Source organism: Mycolicibacterium iranicum, assembly GCF_014190915.1.
Lineage (GTDB): Bacteria > Actinomycetota > Actinomycetes > Mycobacteriales > Mycobacteriaceae > Mycobacterium > Mycobacterium iranicum_B.
Window position 1 is genome coordinate 21831 of record NZ_JACHVU010000018.1, and the last position, 21956, is coordinate 43786.

At 68.7% G+C, this 21956-nt stretch carries 18 protein-coding genes; 8 read left to right on the forward strand and 10 right to left on the reverse strand.

The features are described from left to right. Positions 1-6 precede the first annotated feature (6 nt). The 4 genes from FHR72_RS24730 to FHR72_RS24745 form a co-directional block, all read right to left on the reverse strand. A complete protein-coding gene (locus FHR72_RS24730; RefSeq protein ID WP_183473680.1) occupies positions 7-1134 on the reverse strand; it encodes an Mrp/NBP35 family ATP-binding protein in 1128 nt (375 codons plus the stop codon). A 54-nt stretch (positions 1135-1188) separates the two neighbouring features. Continuing rightward, a complete protein-coding gene (locus tag FHR72_RS24735) occupies positions 1189-2571 on the reverse strand; it encodes a lytic transglycosylase domain-containing protein (protein WP_183473683.1) in 1383 nt (460 codons plus the stop codon). A 78-nt stretch (positions 2572-2649) separates the two neighbouring features. Next, positions 2650-3204, reverse strand: a complete 555-nt coding sequence (locus tag FHR72_RS24740) for a DUF1003 domain-containing protein (protein ID WP_183473686.1) — start codon at positions 3202-3204, stop codon at positions 2650-2652. Further along, a complete protein-coding gene (locus FHR72_RS24745; RefSeq protein WP_183473688.1) occupies positions 3201-4496 on the reverse strand; it encodes a magnesium transporter MgtE N-terminal domain-containing protein in 1296 nt (431 codons plus the stop codon). Before FHR72_RS24745 ends, FHR72_RS24740 begins: the two co-directional genes overlap by 4 nt. A 37-nt stretch (positions 4497-4533) precedes the next feature. Between FHR72_RS24745 and FHR72_RS24750 the strand changes: the two genes are divergently transcribed. Further along, complete coding sequence (locus tag FHR72_RS24750) at positions 4534-5490, forward strand: HpcH/HpaI aldolase/citrate lyase family protein (protein WP_183473798.1); 957 nt, start codon at positions 4534-4536, stop codon at positions 5488-5490. Positions 5491-5514: 24 nt separating this feature from the next. Here the strand turns inward: FHR72_RS24750 and FHR72_RS24755 are convergent, their stop codons facing one another. After that, positions 5515-6267: a DUF4190 domain-containing protein gene (locus tag FHR72_RS24755; protein WP_183473691.1), complete on the reverse strand. Its 753-nt coding sequence runs from the start codon at positions 6265-6267 to the stop codon at positions 5515-5517. A 124-nt stretch (positions 6268-6391) separates the two neighbouring features. On the opposite strand from FHR72_RS24755, the gene FHR72_RS24760 reads away from it, so the two are divergent. The 3 genes from FHR72_RS24760 to FHR72_RS24770 all read left to right on the forward strand — a co-directional run bounded on the left by FHR72_RS24760 (position 6392) and on the right by FHR72_RS24770 (position 8804). Further along, entirely contained in the window at positions 6392-6922 is a 531-nt protein-coding gene (locus FHR72_RS24760; protein ID WP_183473695.1) for a YflT domain-containing protein, read from the forward strand. A 116-nt stretch (positions 6923-7038) separates the two neighbouring features. Next, entirely contained in the window at positions 7039-8214 is a 1176-nt protein-coding gene (locus tag FHR72_RS24765) for an ABC transporter ATP-binding protein (RefSeq protein WP_183473698.1), read from the forward strand. Beyond that, the gene (locus tag FHR72_RS24770) at positions 8211-8804 is read left to right on the forward strand and encodes a suppressor of fused domain protein (RefSeq protein ID WP_183473701.1); all 594 of its coding nucleotides are present in this window, start codon (positions 8211-8213) and stop codon (positions 8802-8804) included. The genes FHR72_RS24765 and FHR72_RS24770 overlap by 4 nt, the downstream gene beginning before the upstream one ends. Before the next feature lie 153 nt (positions 8805-8957). Here the strand turns inward: FHR72_RS24770 and corA are convergent, their stop codons facing one another. Continuing rightward, the gene (gene corA, locus FHR72_RS24775) at positions 8958-10067 is read right to left on the reverse strand and encodes a magnesium/cobalt transporter CorA (protein WP_183473704.1); all 1110 of its coding nucleotides are present in this window, start codon (positions 10065-10067) and stop codon (positions 8958-8960) included. Positions 10068-10220: 153 nt separating this feature from the next. Between corA and FHR72_RS24780 the strand changes: the two genes are divergently transcribed. Together FHR72_RS24780 and FHR72_RS24785 are read left to right on the forward strand one after the other, a co-directional pair. Beyond that, on the forward strand, positions 10221-11381 hold the full coding sequence (locus FHR72_RS24780) for an NAD(P)-dependent malic enzyme (RefSeq protein WP_183473801.1): 1161 nt from the start codon (positions 10221-10223) through the stop codon (positions 11379-11381). After that, entirely contained in the window at positions 11378-12232 is an 855-nt protein-coding gene (locus FHR72_RS24785; protein WP_396888517.1) for a glycine betaine ABC transporter substrate-binding protein, read from the forward strand. The genes FHR72_RS24780 and FHR72_RS24785 overlap by 4 nt, the downstream gene beginning before the upstream one ends. A gap of 89 nt (positions 12233-12321) precedes the next feature. Here FHR72_RS24785 and FHR72_RS24790 read toward each other — a convergent pair whose 3' ends face one another. After that, positions 12322-13152 (reverse strand): SDR family NAD(P)-dependent oxidoreductase, encoded by an 831-nt coding sequence (locus FHR72_RS24790; RefSeq protein ID WP_183473707.1) that lies wholly within the window; start codon positions 13150-13152, stop codon positions 12322-12324. A 171-nt stretch (positions 13153-13323) separates the two neighbouring features. Further along, on the reverse strand, positions 13324-14766 hold the full coding sequence (locus FHR72_RS24795) for a PE family protein (RefSeq protein ID WP_183473710.1): 1443 nt from the start codon (positions 14764-14766) through the stop codon (positions 13324-13326). 377 nt (positions 14767-15143) lie between these two features. Between FHR72_RS24795 and FHR72_RS24800 the strand changes: the two genes are divergently transcribed. Next, positions 15144-15497, forward strand: coding sequence for a DUF732 domain-containing protein (locus FHR72_RS24800; RefSeq protein ID WP_183473713.1), 354 nt, complete (start codon positions 15144-15146; stop codon positions 15495-15497). Between the two features lie 136 nt (positions 15498-15633). Here FHR72_RS24800 and FHR72_RS24805 read toward each other — a convergent pair whose 3' ends face one another. Continuing rightward, positions 15634-19482 carry a multifunctional oxoglutarate decarboxylase/oxoglutarate dehydrogenase thiamine pyrophosphate-binding subunit/dihydrolipoyllysine-residue succinyltransferase subunit gene (locus FHR72_RS24805; RefSeq protein ID WP_221194387.1) on the reverse strand — a complete coding sequence of 1283 codons (3849 nt, stop codon included), beginning with the start codon at positions 19480-19482 and terminating at the stop codon, positions 15634-15636. A 258-nt stretch (positions 19483-19740) separates the two neighbouring features. Beyond that, positions 19741-20484 carry a hypothetical protein gene (locus tag FHR72_RS24810; protein WP_183473719.1) on the reverse strand — a complete coding sequence of 248 codons (744 nt, stop codon included), beginning with the start codon at positions 20482-20484 and terminating at the stop codon, positions 19741-19743. A gap of 142 nt (positions 20485-20626) precedes the next feature. Between FHR72_RS24810 and FHR72_RS24815 the strand changes: the two genes are divergently transcribed. After that, positions 20627-21922, forward strand: a complete 1296-nt coding sequence (locus FHR72_RS24815) for a multidrug effflux MFS transporter (RefSeq protein WP_396888516.1) — start codon at positions 20627-20629, stop codon at positions 21920-21922. Positions 21923-21956 lie beyond the last annotated feature (34 nt).

Consider the following 21956-nt stretch of genomic DNA (forward strand, 5'->3'; position numbering starts at 1 on the left):
CCGGACTCAGCGTCCGGCGGGGTCGAGGCCCAGCGACATGCCTGCCAGGCCGCGCTTGCGGCTCGACAGCGCGTCGGCGATCTTGCGTAATTCCTTGCCGGCGGCCGAATCCGGGGCGCTGAGCACCAGCGGCACGCCGGAGTCGCCGGCGGCGACCAGTTCGGGGTCCAGCGGCACCTGACCGAGCAGCGGCACATCGGCGCCGACCGAGCGGGAGAGGCTCTCGGCGACATGGCGTCCGCCGCCTTCGCCGAACATCTTGATGACCGGTCCGTCGACCATGTTCTCCACGACTCCGGCGATCCGTTGACGCGTCTGCAGGGCGATCGCCCCGGCACGCTCAGCGACCTCGGCGGCGGCCAGCTGCGGGGTGGTGACGACCAGGATCTCGGCGCCCGGGATCAGCTGGGCCACCGAGATCGCGATGTCGCCGGTGCCCGGGGGCAGGTCCAGCAGCAGCACGTCGAGGTCACCCCAGTACACGTCGGCGAGGAACTGCTGCAGTGCGCGGTGCAGCATCGGCCCGCGCCACACGACGGGCGTGTTGCCCTGGGTGAACATCGCGATGGAGATCACCCGCACGTCGTGGGAAACCGGCGGCAGGATCATCGAGTCGACCTGGGTCGGACGGTCCGTCGTCCCCATCATTCTGGGCACCGAGTGGCCGTAGATGTCGGCGTCGAGAAGCCCGACGGACAGGCCGCGGGCCGCCATCGCAGCGGCCAGATTCACCGTCACGCTCGACTTGCCCACCCCGCCCTTGCCGGAGGCGACCGCATACACCCGCGTCAGCGAGCCGGGCTGGGCGAACGGGATGACCGGCTCGCGGGAGTCCCCGCGTAACAGCTTGCGCAGTTCGGCGCGCTGCTCGTCGTTCATCACGTCGAGGCTGACCTTCACGGGGCCGGTGCCCGGCACGTCCTGCACCGCCCGCGTCACCTGGTCGGAGATCTCGGTCTTCTTCGGACACGCCGAGGTGGTCAGGTAGATCTCGACGTGTACCGAGGCATCCGCGTCGACTGTGACGTTCTTGACCATCCCGACTTCGGTGATCGGCCGACGCAGCTCGGGGTCGATCACTTTGGTCAGCGCGGCACGAACCGCTGCGTGCAGGTCATTCGGAGTTGAGGACATCACCTGCGAGTCTAGGCTCCGGCGACCTCAAGGCCCGAATTCGGGCGCGATGCCTCAGGCGACGGGACCGGGCGCGGGTCCCGGTGCCGGCCCGGGAGCGGGTCCCGGTGCCGGGGGCAGCGCCGCGGCGGGGGCCGGCGGCACGGCCGGTGCCGGCAGCGTCGGACCGAGCGGACCCGGAGCCGGGGCGGCCGGCGCCGGAGGTGTCAGGCCGAGCGGGCCGGGCGCGGGTGCGGCCGGGGCCGGTGCGGCCGGCATGTCCTGGATGCAGAACACCGCGCACTGGGCGGGCTTCTGCGGCGGCGGCTGCATCCACGGCGGGACCCAGGTCGGGGGCTGCGGTGCCGCGGGCTGCGGGACGGCCTGCGGAGCGGGACCGGGCAGCGGGCCGAGCGTCTGACTCGGCACGAACCCGGGCACCCCGGTGTTGATCTGGCTGGCGACGTCCGTGCGCTCCATCAGCGGAATGAGGGCCAGCGGGTCATTGGCCGGCAGTCCGGTCGCATTCAACGGCAGGCCCGGCCCCAGCCCGGCACGCCGGTCCAGGTGTGCCGTCAGGTCCGCGTCGGCGGTCTGCAGCTCGGGCACCGAACCGGTGATCGGGGGCAGGTCGAGCGGCACGACGCCGGTCGCGTACGACGCGGCCCAGCTCAGCACGTTCTGGGCGTAGGCCATCGAGTTGTTGTAGCGCAGGATCGCGGCCATCACGTCGGCCTGATTGCGCAGGTTCAGCCCGCCGCTGCACAGGTAGCGGGCCGCCGCCAGGGAGGCGTCGTAGACGTTCTGCACGTCGGCCTTGCCGTCGCCGTCTCCGTCGGAGGCATAGCGCGACCAGGTGCCCGGCAGGAACTGCATGGGGCCCATGGCCCGCGCGTAGACCACGCGGTCGGTGGCGCGGCTCTCGACGATGACCTCGTTGCCCGGGAGGGTGCCGTCGAGCGCGGGCCCGTAGATCGGGCGCACCGCGGTGCCGCGGGAGTCGGTCGCTCCGCCGTAGGCGTGCATCGATTCGATCCGACCGATGCCGGCCAGCAGGTTCCAGCTGACCCCGCAGCCCGGGTAGGCGGCCGCCATCATCGTTTCGGCGTTGCGGTAGGCGGACAGCGCCATCGACGGGATCCGCAGCGTGCCCGGGGCGTTGACCACCACCGGCGGCGGCGGAGCGGAGGCGCTGCTCGCGACGGTGCGCAGCGGGGCGGGCGCCTTCGCGACGGCGACCACGGACGCGCCCGACCGGTCGTTGCCCGCCGGTGCGACCGCGGCCAGCGGCATGACGGCCGCGTCGCTTGTCGGTGTGGTCGTGGGTGCCGACGCCCCGACGGCGCCGGCCAGCACCAGGGGAGTGAGCATGGCTGCAACGCCGACTGCGGGCGTGCGGACTAACTGACCTGCTCGACGCCGTGCGGCTCCGAGGGCCGGTCCTCCCCCTATATGCACTCGACCGTCCTAGCTGTGAGATCGCTTGTGAACCAAGTCACCATACCTATTCGGCTACGGCGGTGTAACAGCAATGGCTCAGCTGTCTCGTCCGGATTTCTTCGACTTGCGCTCACCTGCGTCTTGTTTGCTCGATTCGGGCCCGCCGACCGTGGCATAGGAGTGCAGTTGCTCGATCATCGTCCGTATTTCGTCGAGTTCCCGCCGCAGGTAATCGCGGGTCGCGACTTCGCCGACGGCCAGCCGCAGCGCCGCGAGTTCGCGGGCCAGGAACTCGGTGTCGGCCTTGGTCTGCTCGGCGCGTCGCCGGTCCTCTTCGAGCGAGACGCGGTCGCGATTCTCCTGGCGGTTCTGGGCCAGCAGGATCAGCGGTGCCGCATAGGCCGCCTGCGTGGAGAAGGCGAGATTGAGCAGGATGAACGGATACGGATCCCACTGCCAGGCGAACGCGCCGAAGTTCAGCAGGATCCAGATGATCACCACGATCGTCTGGATCGCCAGGTACCGGCCGGTGCCGAGGAAGCGGGCGATCCTCTCGCTGAACCTGCCGACGGCTTCGACGTCGAACCGCGACGCGAGGGACCGTGAAGTCCGGGGCGTGTCGAGACGCTGCCGGGACGACGTTTCGCTCATGTCGTCCTTTCCGCGGACACGATCACGGGTTCGGCTTCGTGTTCACGCCAGTCGTCTGGCAGCAGATGGTCTAGCACATCGTCGACGGAGACGGCCCCCAGCAGGTGGTTCTCGTCGTCGACGACCGGCCCGCAGACCAGGTTGTACGCAGCGAAGTAGCGGGTCAGCGCGCCCAGGGAGTCCTCGGGCTGCAGGCTGGGGAGGTCCTTGTCGACGATGCCGCTGACCAGCGCGGCGGGAGGTTCTCGCAGCAGCCGCTGCAGATGCACGCAGCCAAGGTAACTGCCGGTCGGCGTGGCCGTCGGGGGGCGGACGACGAACACCAGCGACGCCAGTGCCGGCGTCAGGTCCGGATCCCGCACGCGGGCAAGCGCTTCGGCGACCGTGGTGTCGGGGGCCAGCACGACGGGTTCGGAGGTCATCAGACCGCCGGCCGTGTCGGGGGAGTGGCTGAGCAGGCGGCGGACGTCCTCGGAGTCCTCGGGATCCATCCGGCGCAGGAACTGCTCGGCGTCGGCCGGTGTCATCGTGCCCAGCAGGTCGGCCGCGTCGTCGGGGTCCATCGCCTCGAGCACGTCGGCGGCGCGGTCGGTCTTCAGCTGGCGCAGCAGCTCGACCTGTTCCTCTTCGGGCAGCTCCTGGAGTACGTCGGCCAGGCGTTCGTCGTCGAGCGCGTTGACCACCTCGTGGCGGCGTTTGTCCGGCAGCTCGCGGATGGCGTCGGCCACCTCGACGGCCCGCTGTCCCTGGAACTGCTCGAGCAGTTGCGCCACACCCTGGTCCGGCATCGCCAGCCCGGACGGTGTGAGGCCCTGGACGTGCACCCAGTCCGTCGAATAGATGTTGCTGCGCCGGCCCAGCCGTCGTTGCGGCCGCACCGCGACCCGGGTGACCATCCAGTCGCGGGTGCGGGTCTGTTCGATACCGAGGTCGACCACCACGACGTCGAGCCCCTCGAGCTGTGGCAGGTCGGGGTCGGTGACGCGCACCCGCGTCTCCACGACCTGACCGAGCACCAGCACCTCACCGGGCCGTTGGGAGAAGCGGCGCAGCGACACGCTGCCCGTGGACAGGGTGACCGCCCCCGGCTCGATGGCCGTGACGCGCAGGATGGGAACGAAAATCCTTCTGCGGCTGAGCAATTCGATCACGAGTCCAAGCACCCGAGGTTGCTGGCGCACCAGGCTGATACCGATGACCACGTCTCGCACCCGGCCGATGGATTCCCCGTCGGGGCCGAGCACCACCATCCCCACGAGACGAGCCGCATAGACCCTGTTGACCGACGCCATGGATGTAAGGGTAGAAGAGTGTCCGGAGGTGCATTCAGTGGAAAACCGGTATCGGCCCCGGAGGACATGTCTGTCCGTGCCGGGCAGCAGCGCGAAGATGATCCAGAAGGCCAAGTCGCTCCCCGCCGACGAGGTGTTCCTCGATCTCGAAGACGCCGTCGCCGCTGAGGCGAAAGAGCAAGCGCGGCAACAGGTTGCGCAGGCCCTCGCCGAAGACGGGTGGGCCGGGCAACTGCGCGGCGTCCGCATCAACGACTGGACGACCCCGTGGACGCACGCCGACATCATCGAAGTCGTGGCGAGGGCGGGCGCGTCGCTGGACATCGTGGTGCTGCCGAAAGTGACCGATGTCTCCCATGTCGTCGCGTTGGACCTGTTGCTCAGCCAGTTGGAGGCCGTGCACGACCTGCCGGCGGGACGCATCGGCATCGACGCGCAGATCGAGGACGCCCGGGGTTTGACCAACGTCGACGCTATCGCCGCGGCGCCGCGGGTGCAGGCCCTGGTGCTGGGCCCCGCTGACCTCATGGCGAGCCTGAACATGCGCACCCTGGAGGTGGGTGAGCAACCCGAGGGGTACGACGTCGGCGACGCCTATCACCACATCTTGATGCGGATCCTGGTGGCCGCGCGCGCCAACGGCATCGCCGCGATCGACGGGCCCTACCTGAAGGTCCGCGACGTCGAGGCGTTCCGCCGTGTCGCGGGGCGTTCCGCAGCTTTGGGTTACGACGGCAAGTGGGTGCTGCATCCCGATCAGATCGACGCAGGCAACGAGATTTTCAGTCCGAGACAGGAGGCGTACGACCACGCCGAGCTGATCCTGGAAGCCTATGAGTGGCACACGTCACGCGCCGGCGGGGCGCGCGGAGCGGTGATGCTCGGCGACGAGATGATCGACGAGGCCAGCCGCAAGATGGCGCTCGTCATCGCCGGAAAGGGCCGTGCCGCAGGAATGCAACGCACCGGCCCCCGTTTCACGCCGCCCAGCTGAGGACCGGGCGTGGCGGGGTCTCAGCTAGACGGCGGCGATCAGCAGCGCGAGCACGAACGCGCCGAGCAGGCCCAGCGCACCGATCGCCGTTCCGGCGATGGCCATTTCCTTGCCGCCCTGCCCGGTCTTCTTGATCTGGCCCAGCGCCACGATCCCGAGCACGATGGCGACGATGGAGGCGACGGTTCCCGAAAAGCAGGCCAGGTTCAGCGGTATCGCGATCAGCGACGCGACGAGCGAACCGACGGCCAACCCGTTGGAACCCTGGGGAGCCGGTGCGCCGTAACCGTAGTCGCCGCCCGGGTAGCCGTTGGGCATCGCTCCGTACGGCGAGGGCGGATAGCCCGGCGTCCCGAATCCCGGTGCGCCGTATCCCGGCGGCGACGGGTAACCCGCTGCGCCGTATCCCGGCCCGGGATAGGGCGGCGCGGGGTAGGGCGGCGGGCCCGCGTCGGGATACGGGGGTGCGAAGCCCGACGGCGGAGGCGGCGGATAGGCCTGACCTGAGAAATCTCCTGGCGGCGGGTAGCCGCTCATCGGCGTGTGCGGGGGTTGGTCGTAGCCGGGGGTCGGCGGTACGTAGGTCGGCGGGCTGTACGCCGGCGGTGGGGTGTACCCCTGCGGCGGCGTGTCGTCCTGCGCCGGATCCGGTGTGGTCGCGGGATTCTGCGTCTGCTCGATCGGGGGTGCCTCGTAGCCCGCCGAGGACGGCTCGGACCCACCGGAGGCGGGACCGGAGGATTCGGCCCGGTCGGGGTCGTTGTCCGGACTTGTCATGCTGATCAACCTAGCCTAAGGGCAGGTAAGCCGAGGTGAGCCTGCATGCGGGCACCTTTGGGCTGTCCTGCCCGTTGTCGAAGGACTAGCGTCGTATGCGCGGTATCGAAGGAGAGCGAAGATCATGACCAGTCCGTTCCAGCCAGGGCAGAATCCCGGCGCGGCGGCCGCGGGCGGCCCCGCTGCGGGGCGTGGTCGCCAGGTCGGCCTGCCTACGCCGCCCAAGGGGTGGCCGATCGGTTCGTATCCGACCTACGCCGAAGCCCAACGCGCGGTGGATTACCTTTCCGACCAGCAGTTTCCCGTCGAGCACGTGACCATCGTCGGCGTCGACCTGATGCAGGTGGAGCGGGTGACGGGCAGATTGACGTGGCCCAAGGTGCTGGGCGGCGGCGTGCTGACCGGCGCGTGGCTGGGTCTGTTCATCGGTCTGATCCTGGGGTTCTTCAGCCCGAACCCGTGGAGCTCGTTGATCACCGGCCTCGTCGCCGGCGTGTTCTTCGGGCTGATCACCTCGGCGATCCCGTATGCGATGGCCCGTGGCACAAGAGATTTCAGCTCCACGTTGCAGTTGGTCGCCGGCCGCTACGACGTCCTGTGCGATCCGCCGAGCGCCGAGAAGGGCCGGGACCTGCTGGGACGCTTGGCCATCTAGCCCAGGGCGATGTTGCGCGCCCTGCACCTTTGGCCCTAGTTTTGCCCCGCAGGAGAAGCCCGTCGGACGGGTCGGGATCGGCTGATCCCAATGCCTGTGCCGTGAAAGGGAGCTCGATGGCTGAAATCGTTCTGGACGGGGTGACGAAGCATTTCCCCGACGGCACGGCGGCGGTGAACGATGTGACGCTGACCGTCGCCGACGGCGAGTTCGTCATCCTGGTCGGACCTTCCGGCTGCGGCAAATCGACCACGCTGCGAATGATCGCGGGCCTGGAGGAGATCTCTGCGGGCGAGGTGCGCATCGACGGCGAGCGGATGAACGAGCGTTCGCCCAGGGACCGCGACATCGCGATGGTGTTCCAGACCTACGCGCTGTATCCCCACATGACGGTGCGGCAGAACATCGCGTTTCCCCTGACTCTGACCGCGGCCGACAGCCGGCAGATCGCCCAGAAGGTGGAGCAGACCGCGAAAACCCTTGACCTGACCGAACTTCTGGACCGCAAGCCCAGCCAGCTCTCAGGTGGTCAGCGGCAGCGGGTTGCGATGGGACGCGCGATCGTGCGGAATCCGAAGGCATTCCTGCTCGACGAACCGCTGTCGAATCTCGACGCCAAGCTGCGAGTCCAGATGCGTACCGAGATCGCGCGGCTGCACCGGCGTCTCGGAACCACCACGGTGTACGTGACCCACGATCAGACGGAGGCGATGACCCTCGGCGATCGCGTGGTGGTCATGCTGGCCGGATCGGTCCAGCAGATCGGCCCGCCCGACGAGCTGTACCGGCGGCCGGCCAACCTGTTCGTGGCCGGGTTCATCGGCTCCCCGGCGATGAACTTCTTCCCCGCGGCGCTGACCGAGATCGGGGTGCGTCTTCCGTTCGGCGAGATCCCGCTGACCGGCGAGGTCTACGACCGCCTGAAGAACCATCGATCGGCCTCGGATCTGGTGGTCGGGGTGCGACCGGAGCACCTGGCCGACGCCGGCGTCATCGATGCCTACGCCAGGATCCGGGCGCTGGTCTTCGACGTCACCGTCGAGATGGTCGAATCGCTGGGCGCGGACAAGTATGTGTACTTCGGCATGGACGGGCCCCGCGCCGAAGCCGTTCAGCTGGCGGAGGTGGCGGCGGGCTCGGCGGCGGCCGAGAACGAATTCGTCGCTCGGGTTCCGGTGCAGTCCGCGGCGACGGTCGGGGAGACGCTGCAGTTGGCGCTGGACCCCGACGACGTCATGATCTTCGATCCGCGGACCGGTGCGAACCTGTCACTCCCGGCGGCCGGCGCATGAGCGACATCCTCGACTCGGTCCGCGCCCACGTGCGCGACCACTTCGCCCGCCGCGGCATCACGTCGGAACCCGACCAGGCCAGCGTCACCTTCCTCGGTACCGACCGCATCGACGTCCTGCGTTTCGCCGGGCCGGGAGATGCTGCGGTGCACTACGTTTCGCTGGGATGTTCGCGGCATCCGATGGTCGACCCCGCCGAGATGATCGCCGATCCGGTGGCGGGTCCGCGGGCGGAGGTCGTCGTGGAGTTGCGTGGACCCACGCCGGCGGGACTGCCGCGGTCGGTCGCGGTGGTCGCCGCTGCGCCCGCCGTGGAGGGGTTGATCCTGGCGCCCGACGCGCTGGTCGACCTGGAGATGCCGCTGTGGGAGGGTGCCCCGTTCACTGCATTTCTGTTGGGCCGCAGCGACATCGACGACGTCGACCTGCCTGCGCCGCTGTCCCCGGTCACAGTGCTGTCGGCGGTGCCGATCACGGCGACCGAGGCGGCGTGGGTGCGGCTCAAAGGTGCCGATGCGATGAGGGAGGCGTGGGTGCAGGACGGGGTCGACACCGCGGATGCCCGGCGGCGAGCCGCCAATCCGACGTGAGCGGCGAGCCGCCAATCCGACGTGAGCGGCGAGCCGCCAATCCGACGTGAGCGGCGAGCCGCCGATCCGACGTGAGCGGCGAGCCGCCGATCCGACGTGAGCGGCGAGCCGCCGATCCGACGTGAGCGGCGAGCCGCCGATCCGACGTGAGCTTCAGAGCCAGTTGTTGCGCCGGAAGTTGCGGTAGAGCGTGAAGCACACGGCCGTCATCACCAGCAGCACCAGGGGATAGCCGAAGGTCCACTGCAATTCGGGCATGTGCTCGAAGTTCATGCCGTAGATGCCGGCCATCGCGGTGGGTACGGCGGCGATCGCGACCCACGCGGAGATCTTGCGCATGTCGACGTTCTGCTGCATCGCGACCTTGCCGAGTGCGGCCTGTACGAGGGAGCTGAGCAGTTCGTCGTAGCTGGCGATGCGCTCGGACACCTTGGTGGTGTGGTCGAGGACGTCGCGCATGTATTGGCGGATCTCGACGTTGATGAGGTCGTCGTGTTCTGTGCCGATGCGCTGCAGGTCGGGCACCAAGGGGCTGACCGCACGTCGCAGTTCGACCACCTCCCGCTTGAGCAGGTAGATGCTTTCCATGTTGGTGTGCGCCAGCGGGGAGAAGATGTCTTCTTCCATGACGTCGATGTCGTGCTCGATGAGGTCGGTGACGTCGAGGTAGGCATCCACGACGTGGTCGGCGATCGCGTGCATCACCGAGTAGGGGCCGAGTTTGAGTGATTCGGGGGTGTCTTCGAGGTCCTTACGCACGCCGGCGAGCCCGCCGTGTTCGCCGTGGCGGACGGTGACGACGAAGTCGGCCCCGACGAAGATCATTATTTCGCCGGTCTCGACGATCTGCCGGGCCTTGTTCATCGAGTCGTGCTCGACGTAGGTGACCGTCTTGAGCACCAGGAACAGCGTCTTGTCGTAGCGCTCGAGCTTGGGACGCTGATGGGCGTGCACCGCGTCCTCGACTGCGAGCGGATGCAGGCCGAACACGTCGGCCACCGCCTGCATCTGATGTTCGTCGGGTTCGTGCAGCCCGATCCAGACGAACGCGTTGCGGCCGTCGGCCTCGATCTCCCGCACCTTGCTCAGCGCTGCGGCATGGGTGTACTTGCCGGGCAGTCGGGTTCCGTCGCAGTAGACGCCGCAGTCGACCATCGCGCGGGCGACCGGGACGTGGATGCGGCGCGCGTCGGGTTCGGCGTCGGTGCGCGGTCGGGTGCCTTGGCGTAGCAGAGACGGCGGTAGGGCGCGGAACGAGGGCATGCGCCACCTCCCTTCGTGCGGGCGTACGCGTCGGTGTGCCCGTCGGGGCACCCGGGCAAATCGTACGCGCCTCACCAGCGGCGTTCTTCTCACCGAGGGGGAACCCATTCCTGTGAGTTCGCGGGGTCGGTTACCCTGACGCCCGTGTCGGAAATGGTGCGGACTCCGCAGGTTGTCATCGAGGACAGCGAAATCTTCGAAGCTCACGAGGGTGGCAAGCTCTCGGTCGAATTGAAATCGCCACTGGACACCCAGCGGGCGCTGTCGATCGCATACACGCCGGGAGTCGCGCAGGTCAGCCGTGCCATCGCGGCGGACAAGACGCTCGCCGCCAAGTACACGTGGGCGAGCCGGCTGGTCGCGGTGGTCAGTGACGGCAGCGCGGTGCTCGGCCTCGGCGACATCGGCGCGGCGGCGTCGCTGCCGGTGATGGAGGGCAAGAGCGCGCTGTTCAAGACCTTCGGTGGCCTCGACTCGATCCCGATCGTGCTCGACACGAAGGATCCCGACGAGATCGTCGAGACGCTGATCCGGTTGCGGCCCACCTTCGGCGCGGTGAACCTGGAGGACATCTCGGCGCCGCGGTGCTTCGAGATCGAGCGGCGGGTCATCGAGGCGCTCGACTGCCCGGTGATGCACGACGACCAGCACGGCACGGCGATCGTCGTCCTGGCGGCCCTGCTCGGCGCGGCGAAGGTGCTCGACCGCGATATGCACACGCTGCGCGTGGTGATCTCCGGGGCGGGCGCAGCGGGCGTCGCATGCGCGAACATCCTTCTGGCCAAGGGCATCACGGACATCACGGTGCTGGACTCGAAGGGCATCATCCATTCGAGCCGCAGCGATCTGAACCCGTTCAAGGCCGAGCTGGCCGAGCGGACCAATCCTGCCGGGCGCACCGGCGGCGTGGTCGAAGCTCTCGACGGCGCCGACATGTTCCTGGGACTTTCCGCAGGTCTGGTGCCCGAAGAGATCATCGCGACGATGGCCCCCAACGGCATCGTGTTCGCTCTGTCGAATCCCGATCCGGAGATCCACCCGGACGCCGCCCGCAAGTACGCCGCCGTGGTGGCCACCGGGCGCAGCGACTTCCCCAATCAGATCAACAACGTTCTCGCGTTCCCCGGCGTTTTCCGTGGCGCCCTCGACGCGGGCGCCCGCCGCATCACCGAGAAAATGAAAGTGGCTGCAGCGGAGGCGATTTTCTCCGTCGTCGGTGACGATCTCGCGGTCGACCACATCGTGCCCAGCGCGCTGGATCCGCGGGTCGGTCCCGCGGTTGCGGCTGCGGTGGCCGCGGCGTCCGAGGACTGAGTCGGCTGAACCGCGCACACCGGTTCGTCCTGCTGATCGTCGCGGCGCTGGTCGCGGCGGGCTGTGGTGGTGAATCCTCCCCGCCGTCGATCCCGGTAGGGGCGCAGGGGGGCGCGGAGTCGCAGTTGGTCGCGAATCTCTACGCGGCCGCGCTGAGGTTCTACGGCAACCCGGCACATGTCGAGGTGACCGAGGATCCGCTCGCGGAACTGGACACCGGCGAGATCCGGGTGGTGCCCGGGCTCACCGGGCGGCTGTTGGAGCGGTTCGCTCCGGACGCCCCGGCACGTTCGGATGTGCAGGTCTATCGGACGCTGCTCTCGGTGCTGCCGGAGGGGATCGCCGCAGGCGATTACACGACGTCGGCGGAGGACAAGCCCGCGGTCGCGGTGACCGAGCGGACCGCCGCGGCGTGGGGCGGCGACGTGTCGGCATTGGCCCGCCGGTGCGATGGGGCGTCTTTCGGCGCGGTGGCGTCTGCGCCGCGGCCCGTGTCGGTGGGCACCTGCACGCTGGGGCGGCCACGCGAATTCCCCAGCGACGCATCCATGTTCGACGCGCTGGCGGCCGGCCGCATCGAGGCCGCGTGGACCACGACGGCGGCTCCCGACGTTCCCTCGGACGTGGTGGTGTTGAGCGACAAGACGTCGCTGATCCGTGCGGAGAACCTGGTGCCGCTGTACCGGCGCAACGAGCTCACCGAATCGCAGGTGCTGGCACTCAACGAGATCGCCGGCGTGCTGGACACGGGTTCGCTGGCCGACATGCGGCGACAGGTCGCCGAAGGTGCGTCGCCGGACGCGGTCGCGGGCCGTTGGCTCGACGAACACCCACTCGGCGTCGGCAACTAGTACCGAGGGGCACCGCGAGCGCGCGTGTCTGCACACCGACGCGCCGCAAACTCTGGCATTCGGCGCGCGCTCACCGCCGCCGAGCGTGCCTATTTGGCCGGCGGGGTCAGTCGCGCGACAGCCTTGGGGAACACGCTCTGGTAGCCGGCGCCCAGCACGCGAATCGCGATCTCGAACATCTTGGCGTCGTTGCCGATCAGGATGCGGGCCTTGTTCTTGCGGACCCCGTCGAGGATCACCTTCGCGGCCTTTTCCGGCGACGTGCTGGCAAGTTTCTTGTCGAAGGTCTTGGCCAACGCCTCGGCATCGAGACCTTCGGCGGCGCTTGCATTCCGGGCGATGGCGGTCTTGATGCCGCCGGGATGCACGCACGAGACTTTGACCGGGTGGCCAGCGAGTGCCATCTCCTGGCGCAGCGCCTCGGTGAACCCGCGAACCGCGAACTTCGCCGAGTTGTACGCAGCCTGTCCCGGCACGGCGAAGAGACCGAACACGCTGGAGACGTTGACGACGTGGCCGTCGCCCGAGGCGATCAGGTGCGGCAGGAACGCCTTCGTGCCGTTCACCACACCCCAGTAGTCCACGTCCATCACGCGCTCCATGTCTTTGAACGCGGAGACCTCGACGTCGCCGGTGAACGCGATGCCGGCGTTGTTGTAGATCTGGTTGACGCGGCCGAAGTGCTCGGCGATGGAGTCGGCGTACTGCAGGAACGTCTCGCGCTCGGTGACGTTGAGGCGGTCGCTCTTGACGTGGGTGCCGATCGCCTTGAGGCGCTCCTCGGTGACGGCCAGGCCCTCGGTGTCGACGTCGCTGATCGCGACGAGGGCACCTGAGCGGCCCAACTCGATGGCCAGTGCCTGCCCGATGCCCGAGCCGGCGCCGGTGACCACCGCGACCTTGCCCGCGAAGCCCTGCATATGCACTCCTGGTGTTGTACGCGTGTTGAGTGGGTGCGAGCCTACCCGTTACCCGGGGTCCCTAATATGTCCGGGGTCACACGGGGTGCGCCGCGCCGCACGCGAGGGGACGGTGGGCACGCCCCGGATGCCCACCGGCCCCTCATGCTCGCCAATCGCTCAGTCGATGGCTCAGTCGACGGTGCCGGCATCTCCGTCTGAGCCGTCCTCGCCCGACTCGCCCCGGTCGCCGACGCTCCCCGCCTTCCCGGCGGATCCGGCGCCTCCCTTGCTGCCGAACAACCCACCGCGCCCGCCCGAGCCGACGTTCTGGCCGCCCGCACCGCCTGCGCCGCCGTCCCCGCCGAGCCCGCCGCGGCCACCTTTGCCTCCGGCGCCCGGTTCGTAGACGCCGAAGATGTCCGACACGCTTCCGCCGTCTCCGCCCCCGCCGCCATTGCCGCCGGAGGCTCCGCTGCCGCCCTTGCCGCCGTTGCCGGCGTTGCCGCCCGTTCCGCCGTTGCCGGAGATGCTGCCGCCGTTGCCGCCCTTGCCGCCGGCACCTCCGGTGCCGCCCTGGCTGCCCGCCGCGCCCTGACCGCCGTCACCTCCGTTGCCGCCGCGTCCACCGAACGCACGGACAGGCCCGCCGGTGCCGGAGACCCCTCCGCCGTGGCCACCATCGCCGCCGTCAGCCCCGGTCCCGCCCATCCCGCCGTCGCCGCCGTCGCCGCCCTCGGCGTTCCACTCATCGGTGGCGCTCTGATTCGCGCCGCCGCCGTTTCCGCCGTCGCCACCCGGTGCGCCGGCGCCGCCGACGCCACCCTGACCTCCGTTGCCGCCGTAGGTGTGGGAATCGTTGTATCCCGAGCCCGTTCCGCCCCAGCCGCCCCTGCCGCCGGCTTGGCCGGCAACACCGTTGGCGCCGTTCCCGGCGTCCTGCCCGCTGGCGTTGCCGATGTCGCCGGGCTGCAGGATCGCATCCATCCCGTCCGGCCCTTTTGCCGCTGTCGAGGGCGGATCGTATGTCGGCGACGGATTCACCCCTGCCGCTCCGGTGGCGCCCACGCCGCCGTTGCCGCCTGCTCCGCCGTTACCGAAAAGCTGTGCGCTGCCGCCGTTTCCGCCCGTAGCGCCGCCGACTCCGCCGTTTCCGCCGTCACCGCCGTTGCCGCCGAGCAGCCCGCCGCGGCCGCCGTTCCCGCCGGCCTGGCCCGCGAGGCCGTCGCCGCCGCGGCCGCCGTTGCCCCACAGGATGCCGCCGTCGCCGCCGCTCTCGCCCGCGGCGCCGTCGAGGCCGTTGCCGATGAGCCAGCCGCCGTCACCGATCATCGGACGCAGCGCGGACGTGCCGGGTGCGGCGGCAGACGGACCGACGTTGCCGCCGCGCAGATTCAGCACCGTCGCTTGATGAGCCCGGGTCGAGGAAGTGGTCGACGTGGCCGGGTCTGTGAGCCGCAGCAGCGAAGCGACGTCTTCGGTACTCAGTACTGCGGGCGGTCCCGCGGGCGCCGTGACCGCAGAGGACCCGGCCGGGGCAGGTGAGACCTCTGCGGGCGAGACCCCTGCGACCCACGTGTCCTGGGAGCCAGCGGGGCCGTTGCCGGTCACGGGGATACCCAGCGCCGTCAGCACGATCGGCTCCGTGAGAGAGGGCGGGGTCGCGTGAAGGGCAGGTAGTTGCGCCTGAGGGGGCGCCGGCCTGCTCGGCGCCTGGGGCATCGAGGTCGCGACGCCGCCGAAGGCGAGTGCGCCGGCGGCCACAACCGCGGTGAGCGACGCCGTCGTCGTGACTTTTCGGCCTTCTGTGCAGCGTGATTGACGTGCGGCAGTGGACATGGCAACCCCCGGGGATCGGTCGATGACGTGTGTCGTCGCCCAAAGTAGGTGCGAATGCCGCGGTCAGCGTGCGTAGTGCACTACTCCATTCTCGACGGGCCACGCGACGACGACCCGGGTATCGCGCCGGGCGGCCGGGTAATGCCGGAAGGCCAGACGGCGACAATCAAGGCATGACGTTGAAGTACCCCGCGGTCGCCGTGCTCGTTGCCTCGGCCGCCGTCGCCGCCACGATGTCCGCGGCGCCCGCACAGGCAGACCCGACCACCGACGCGTTTGTTTCCACGCTGCAGCACTACCGCCTCGGTGACATCGATCCCGCGACAGCGGTGCGTGTCGGCCAGGAGGTGTGCCCGATGCTGTCGGAGCCGGGTCAGAACGCGGCGAACGTCGCCGCCGACATCGCCGACGACCTGGGCCGCCCGCTCGGGCCCGCCACGATGTTCACCGGCCTGGCGATCTCGATCTTCTGCCCGCGCGCGGTCACCGCGATGACCGACGGTGTGCCGTTCTCGTTCTTCGGCTGATCGGCACCGCTCGACGCCCGTGACCGCGCGCATATGCACACGGTTCACGGCGCGTCAGCGTGCAGACACGCGCGCTCGCGGTGCGAGTCGGTGCGAGTCGGTGCGAGTCCGGCAGGCCGGTGCGAGTCCGGCAGACCTACTTGCCGAACGCCTCGTCGATGATCTCCTGCTGCTCGACGGCGTGCACCTTCGACGAGCCCGAGGACGGCGCCGACATGGCCCGCCGCGAGATCCGCTTGATGCCGGCCAGCTTCTCCGGGAGCACCTCGGGAAGAGTCAGCCCCAGCGTCGGCCACGCGCCCTGATTGGCCGGCTCCTCCTGCACCCAGAAGAACTTCTCGGCATTCGGGTACTGGTCCAGCGTCTCGGCCAGCCGTCGCTTCGGCAGCGGCGCCAGCTGCTCGAGCCGGACGATCGCCACGTCGTCGCGACCTTCCTTCTTCTTGCGCGCCGCCAGTTCGTAGTAGATCTTGCCGCTGGTCAACAGGATGCGCTTGACCTTGGAACGGTCGCCGTCGCCCTCGTCGTAGGTGGGCTCCTCCAGCACTGACCGGAACTTCATCTCGGTGAAGTCCTTCAGATCGCTGACCGCAGCCTTGTTGCGCAGCATCGACTTCGGCGTGAAGACGATCAGCGGCCGGTGGATCCCGTCGAGGCCGTGCCGGCGCAGCAGATGGAAGTAGTTCGCCGGCGTCGACGGCATCGCGATCGTCATCGATCCCTCGGCCCACAGCAGCAGGAACCGCTCGATGCGGCCGGAGGTGTGGTCCGGGCCCTGCCCTTCGTGACCGTGCGGCAGCAGCAGCACGACGTCGGAGAGCTGACCCCACTTCGCCTCACCGGAGCTGATGAACTCGTCGATGATCGACTGTGCGCCGTTGACGAAGTCGCCGAACTGGGCCTCCCACAGCACCATCGCGTCGGGGTTGCCGACCGAATAGCCGTACTCGAAGCCCACGGCCGCGAACTCCGACAGGGCCGAGTCGTAAATCATCAGCTTGCCGCCGGTCGGGTTGCCGTCGCTGTCGACGGTCAACAGGTCCAGCGGAGTGAACTCGCGTCCGCTCTGGCGGTCGATGATCACGGCGTGGCGCTGGGTGAACGTGCCGCGTCGGGTGTCCTGACCAGTGAACCGGATCGTCTTGCCCTCGGCCAGGAACGTGCCCAGCGCGAGCAGTTCGGCGAACGCCCAGTCGACCTTGCCCTCGTAGGCCATCTCGCGGCGCTTCTCCAGCACCGGCTTGACGCGCGGGTGGACGTTGAAGTCCTCGCCGAACGCCAGGTGCGCATCACCGATACGGGCCAGCAGCGACTTGTCCACCGCGGTGTTCATCCCGGCGGGCACCATCTGGTCGGACTCCACCGACGAACTGGGCTCGATCTCGTGCTTCTCGAGCTCGCGGACCTCGTTGAACACCCGCTCCAGCTGGCCCTGGTAGTCGCGCAGCGCGTCCTCGGCCTCCTTCATCGAGATGTCGCCGCGGCCGATCAGCGCCTCGGTGTAGGTCTTGCGCACCCCGCGCTTGGTGTCGATGACGTCGTACATGTACGGCTGCGTCATCGACGGGTCGTCGCCCTCGTTGTGCCCGCGCCTGCGGTAGCACAGCATGTCGATGACGACGTCCTTCTTGAACTTCTGCCGGAAGTCCACGGCGAGCTTGGCCACCCAGACCGCGGCCTCGGGGTCGTCGCCGTTGACGTGGAAGATCGGTGCGCCGATCATCTTCGCGACGTCGGTGCAGTACTCCGAGGAGCGCGAGTCGTACGGCGAGGTGGTGAAGCCGATCTGGTTGTTCACGATGATGTGGATCGTGCCGCCGGTGCGGTAACCCCGCAGCAGCGCCAGGTTCAGCGTCTCGGCGACCACGCCCTGGCCGGCGAAGGCCGCGTCGCCGTGCAGCATCATCGGCACGACGGTGAAGCCGTCGGGACCGTTGCCCTTGTCGAGCATGTCCTGCTTGGCGCGCACCAGCCCTTCCAGGACCGGGTCGACGGCTTCCAGGTGGCTCGGGTTGGCCACCAGCGATACCGCGATGTCGTTGTCGCCGAACATCTGGATGTAGGTGCCGCCGGCGCCCAGGTGATACTTCACGTCGCCCGACCCGTGGGCCTGAGACGGATTCAGGTTGCCCTCGAACTCGGTGAAGATCTGCGAGTACGGCTTGCCGACGATGTTCGCCAGCACGTTGAGGCGGCCCCGGTGGGGCATGCCGATGACAACCTCGTCGAGGCCGTGCTCGGCGCACTGGTCGATGCCGGCGTCCATCATCGGGATGACGGTTTCCGCGCCCTCCAGCGAGAACCGTTTCTGCCCAACGTATTTCGTCTGCAAGAAGGTTTCGAAGGCTTCCGCGGCGTTGAGCTTGGACAGGATGTACTTCTGCTCGGCGACCGTCGGCTTCTCGTGCTTGACCTCGATGCGCTCCTGCAGCCACTGCTGCTGCTCGGGTTCGAGGATGTGGGTGTACTCCACGCCGATGTGACGGCAGTACGCGTCGCGCAGCAGGCCGAGGATGTCGCGCAGCTTCTTGTGCGTCTGGCCGGCGAAACCATTGACCTTGAACTCACGGTCGAGGTCCCACAGCGTCAGCCCGTGGGTGTTGATGTCCAGATCGGGGTGGCTGCGGAAGCGGGTCTTGTCCAGCCGCAGCGGGTCGATGTCGGCCATCAGGTGTCCGCGGTTGCGGTACGCCGCGATCAGCTCGATGACCCGCGCGTTCTTGTCCTCGATGGAATCCGGGTTGTCGATGCGCCAGCGCACCGGCTCGTAGGGGATGCCGAGCTCGCGGAAGATCTCGTCGTAGAAGTCGTCGTCGAGCAGCAGCGTGTGGATCGTGCGCAGGAAGTCACCGGACTCCGCACCCTGGATGATGCGGTGGTCGTAGGTGGAGGTCAGGGTCATCAGCTTGCCGACGCCGACCTCGTTGATGCGCTCCTCGCTGGCGCCCTGGAACTCCGCGGGGTACTCCATCGCGCCCGCGCCGATGATCGCGCCCTGGCCCTGCATCAGCCGCGGCACCGAGTGCACGGTGCCGATGGTGCCGGGGTTGGTGAGCGAGATCGTCACGCCCGAGAAGTCTTCGGCGGTGAGCTTGCCGTCGCGTGCCCGGCGCACGATGTCTTCGTAGGCGGCGATGAACTGCCCGAACTTCATTGTTTCGCAGTTCTTGATCGCCGCCACCACCAGCGAGCGCTTCCCGTCCTTGCCGGGCAGGTCGATCGCCAGGCCGAGGTTCGTGTGCGCCGGCGTGATCGCGGTGGGCTTCCCGTCGGTCTCGGCGAAGTGCCGGTTCATGTTCGGGAACTTCTTGACCGCCTGGACGATCGCGTATCCCAGCAGGTGGGTGAACGAGATCTTGCCGCCGCGGGTGCGCTTGAGGTGGTTGTTGATGACGATGCGGTTGTCGATCATCGCCTTGGCCGGGATCGCGCGCACGCTCGTCGCGGTCGGCACCTCCAGCGATGCCGACATGTTCTTCACGACGGCCGCGGCGGCGCCGCGAAGCACCTGCGCCTCGTCCTGGTTGGAGTTTGAACTCGACGACGACGCCTTGGCCTTCGCCGGTGCAGAATCGCTCTTCGACTCGGACTTGGCCGCGGGGGCCTTCTCGGGGGCCTTCTCTGAGGACTTCTCGGTGCTCTTGGACGCCGGCTTCTCCGAGGACTTCTCGGCAGGTTTCGGAGCGGACTTCCCGGCCGAGTTCTCGCCCGACTTCTCGGGGGCTTTCTCGGACTCCTTTTCGGGGGCTTTCTCAGAGGCTTTTTCGGGGGCTTTAGATGCCGGCTTCGACTGCTGAGCCGAGGACCCGTTGGACGCGGCGGGCTTGGGCGCCGGGGCGGGCTCGGGGGGAGACGTGGGCGCCGTGGCGCGCTTGCCGTTCGATTCGGGCGGGGTGTCGTTCGTGGGTTCGGGGGAGTAGTCGACGAGGAAGTCATGCCAACTGGGATCGACCGACGACGGATCCTCGCGGAACTTGCGGTACATCTCTTCGACCAACCACTCGTTCTGACCGAATGGTGAAGGTGAGCTCACGGCTGCTATTCGCCTCAATTCTTCGCTTCGGGCCAGCGCCCAGCAAGCAGCCGGCCACCCCATTTTCAACCCGGTGTGCGGTTCTCCCGCGGTTCCGCCGTATAAAGGCTAGCGCTTCTGCTAGGGCGCAGCCCACGCAACGTACTTATGGTCATTTCGGTCACATCGCGACGGCTGTCAGACGCCCGTCGAACGGTCGGTCCGGCGCGATCAACGGCGCGGTGCGGGTAGCAGATGCAGCGCCGACGGCCAGCGCGGCGGCGGATCGCCGAACGCCTTGTGGGCGTTGGCCACGATCTTCTTGCCCATCATGCGGTTCCCGACCCCGCCCACGACGGCACCGATCCCCACCGGCAGCATCTTCCCGAAAGCCAGGGCGCCGCGCTTGAGCGTGTAGCGCTTCACGAAGTAGCGCAGCAACCGCGAATTGAGTTGCGACAGCGCGGGCAGCGGCAGCGTGGCCGCTCCGTCCGACACCCAGGCGCCGCTGGTCCGGCCGGGGCCGATGAGGTCGGCGACGGCACGCTTGCTGTCCTCCCCGACGAGGACCGAGAGCACCAACGCGCGGCGCCGTTCGCGATGCTCGACGGGGATGCCGTGCACCTCGGCGACCGCCAGCACGTACAGCGCCGTCGCCTCCAGGAAGACGACCGTCTCACCCGCGACCGCCGACATGGCGATGAGGGTGCCGATCCCGGGATACGCGGCCGCCGAACCGACGGCGGCGCCACTGGCCATGACAGTAGCCATGTACTGCTTGTCCAGCTTGCCGATGATCTCCGCCGGAAACGCATTCGGGTTGCCCTCGCGCAGCCGGTCGACGTACGCCTTCACCGCTGGACCCTGGACTTTCGCTCCGCGCTCGATGATCTGCGACAGCACCTTCGCGGCGACACCCGGATCGTCGTCGGGCACAGCCGGGACCTGGCTCTTGGTTCGTGATCTGGCACTCATGGGCGTACCTCCCTGTGTGAACCTGATTTCAGGCTAACCGTTGTCCAACGAACGGCGGCGAACCCCACGTGCCCGAACGTGATTGCGCTCACTGTTGCGGGATCGGGGAAGAAAATATTGAGAAGCGTCGCTAACCAAGTGCATGGCAGTATCCCCAGACGTGGACGTGAAGCCCCAGCCGGTCGGGTCGCCGCCGAACCAGCTCCCGATGCCGAATCGCATCAAGATGATCGTGGTGCTCGGGCTGCTCGTCGCGCTCGGTCCGCTGACGATCGACATGTATCTGCCCGCGCTGCCGAAGATCGCCGAGGAGCTGTCGGTGTCGTCGTCGGTCGCTCAGCTCACGCTGACCGGCACCCTGGCCGGACTGGCGATCGGCCAGCTGGTGATCGGCCCGCTGTCGGACTCGCTGGGCCGCCGCAAGCCGCTCTTCGCCGGCATCGTGCTGCACATGCTCGCGTCGCTGCTGTGCCTGTTCGCCCCGAACATCGCGGTGCTCGGCATCGCGCGCGGGCTCCAGGGCATGGGAGCTGCGGCCGGAATGGTCGTGGCGATCGCCGTCGTCGGTGACCTGTACAAAGATTCCGCCGCCGCGACGGTGATGTCGCGGCTGATGCTGGTACTCGGCGTGGCCCCCGTCCTGGCGCCGTCGCTGGGAGCCGCGGTGCTGGTGCACGGCTCCTGGCACTGGGTATTCGCAGCGCTCGTCGTGGTCGCCGGGGCCCTGCTGGTCATGGCAGTGCTCGCGCTCCCTGAGACCCTGCCCGTCAGCCACCGCCGACCGCTGAAGATCCGCGGTATCTCGCTGACCTACCTCGAGCTCCTGCGCGACGTCCGATTCGTCATCCTCGTGCTCATCGGCGCGCTCGGAATGTCGGGCCTGTTCGCCTACATCGCCGGTGCCTCGTTCGTCCTGCAGGGCCGGTTCGGCCTCGGGCAGACGGCGTTCGCGCTGGTGTTCGGTGCCGGCGCGATCGCACTGATCGGCACCACCCAGTTCAACGTGGTTCTGCTCAAGCGGTTCAGCCCGCAGCAGATCATGCTGTGGGCGCTGGTCGCCGCTTCGGTGTCGGGTGCGGTGTTCGTCGCGCTGGCCGCCGGCCACGTCGGCGGGCTCTTCGGCTTCGTCGTCCCGGTATGGGCGATCCTCGCGGCGATGGGTCTGGTCATCCCGAATGCACCGGCCGTCGCGTTGACGCGGCACCCGGACGCGGCCGGAACCGCCGCGGCACTGCTGGGCGCGGTGCAGTTCGGGCTGGGCGCCGCGATCGCACCGGTGGTCGGCGTGCTCGGCAACGACGAGCTGGCGATGGCGGTCGTGATGGCCGCGGGCGTGATCGTCGCGCTGACGGCGTTGTTGGTGACCGGTGTGCACCGGAACACTGCGCCGGCTCGCGTGCCTGGTGACGCCGTCGCCGAGCCCGCATCGCCGCGCTGACCGGCCGTCGCTGACTTGTCGGGACAACCGGCGG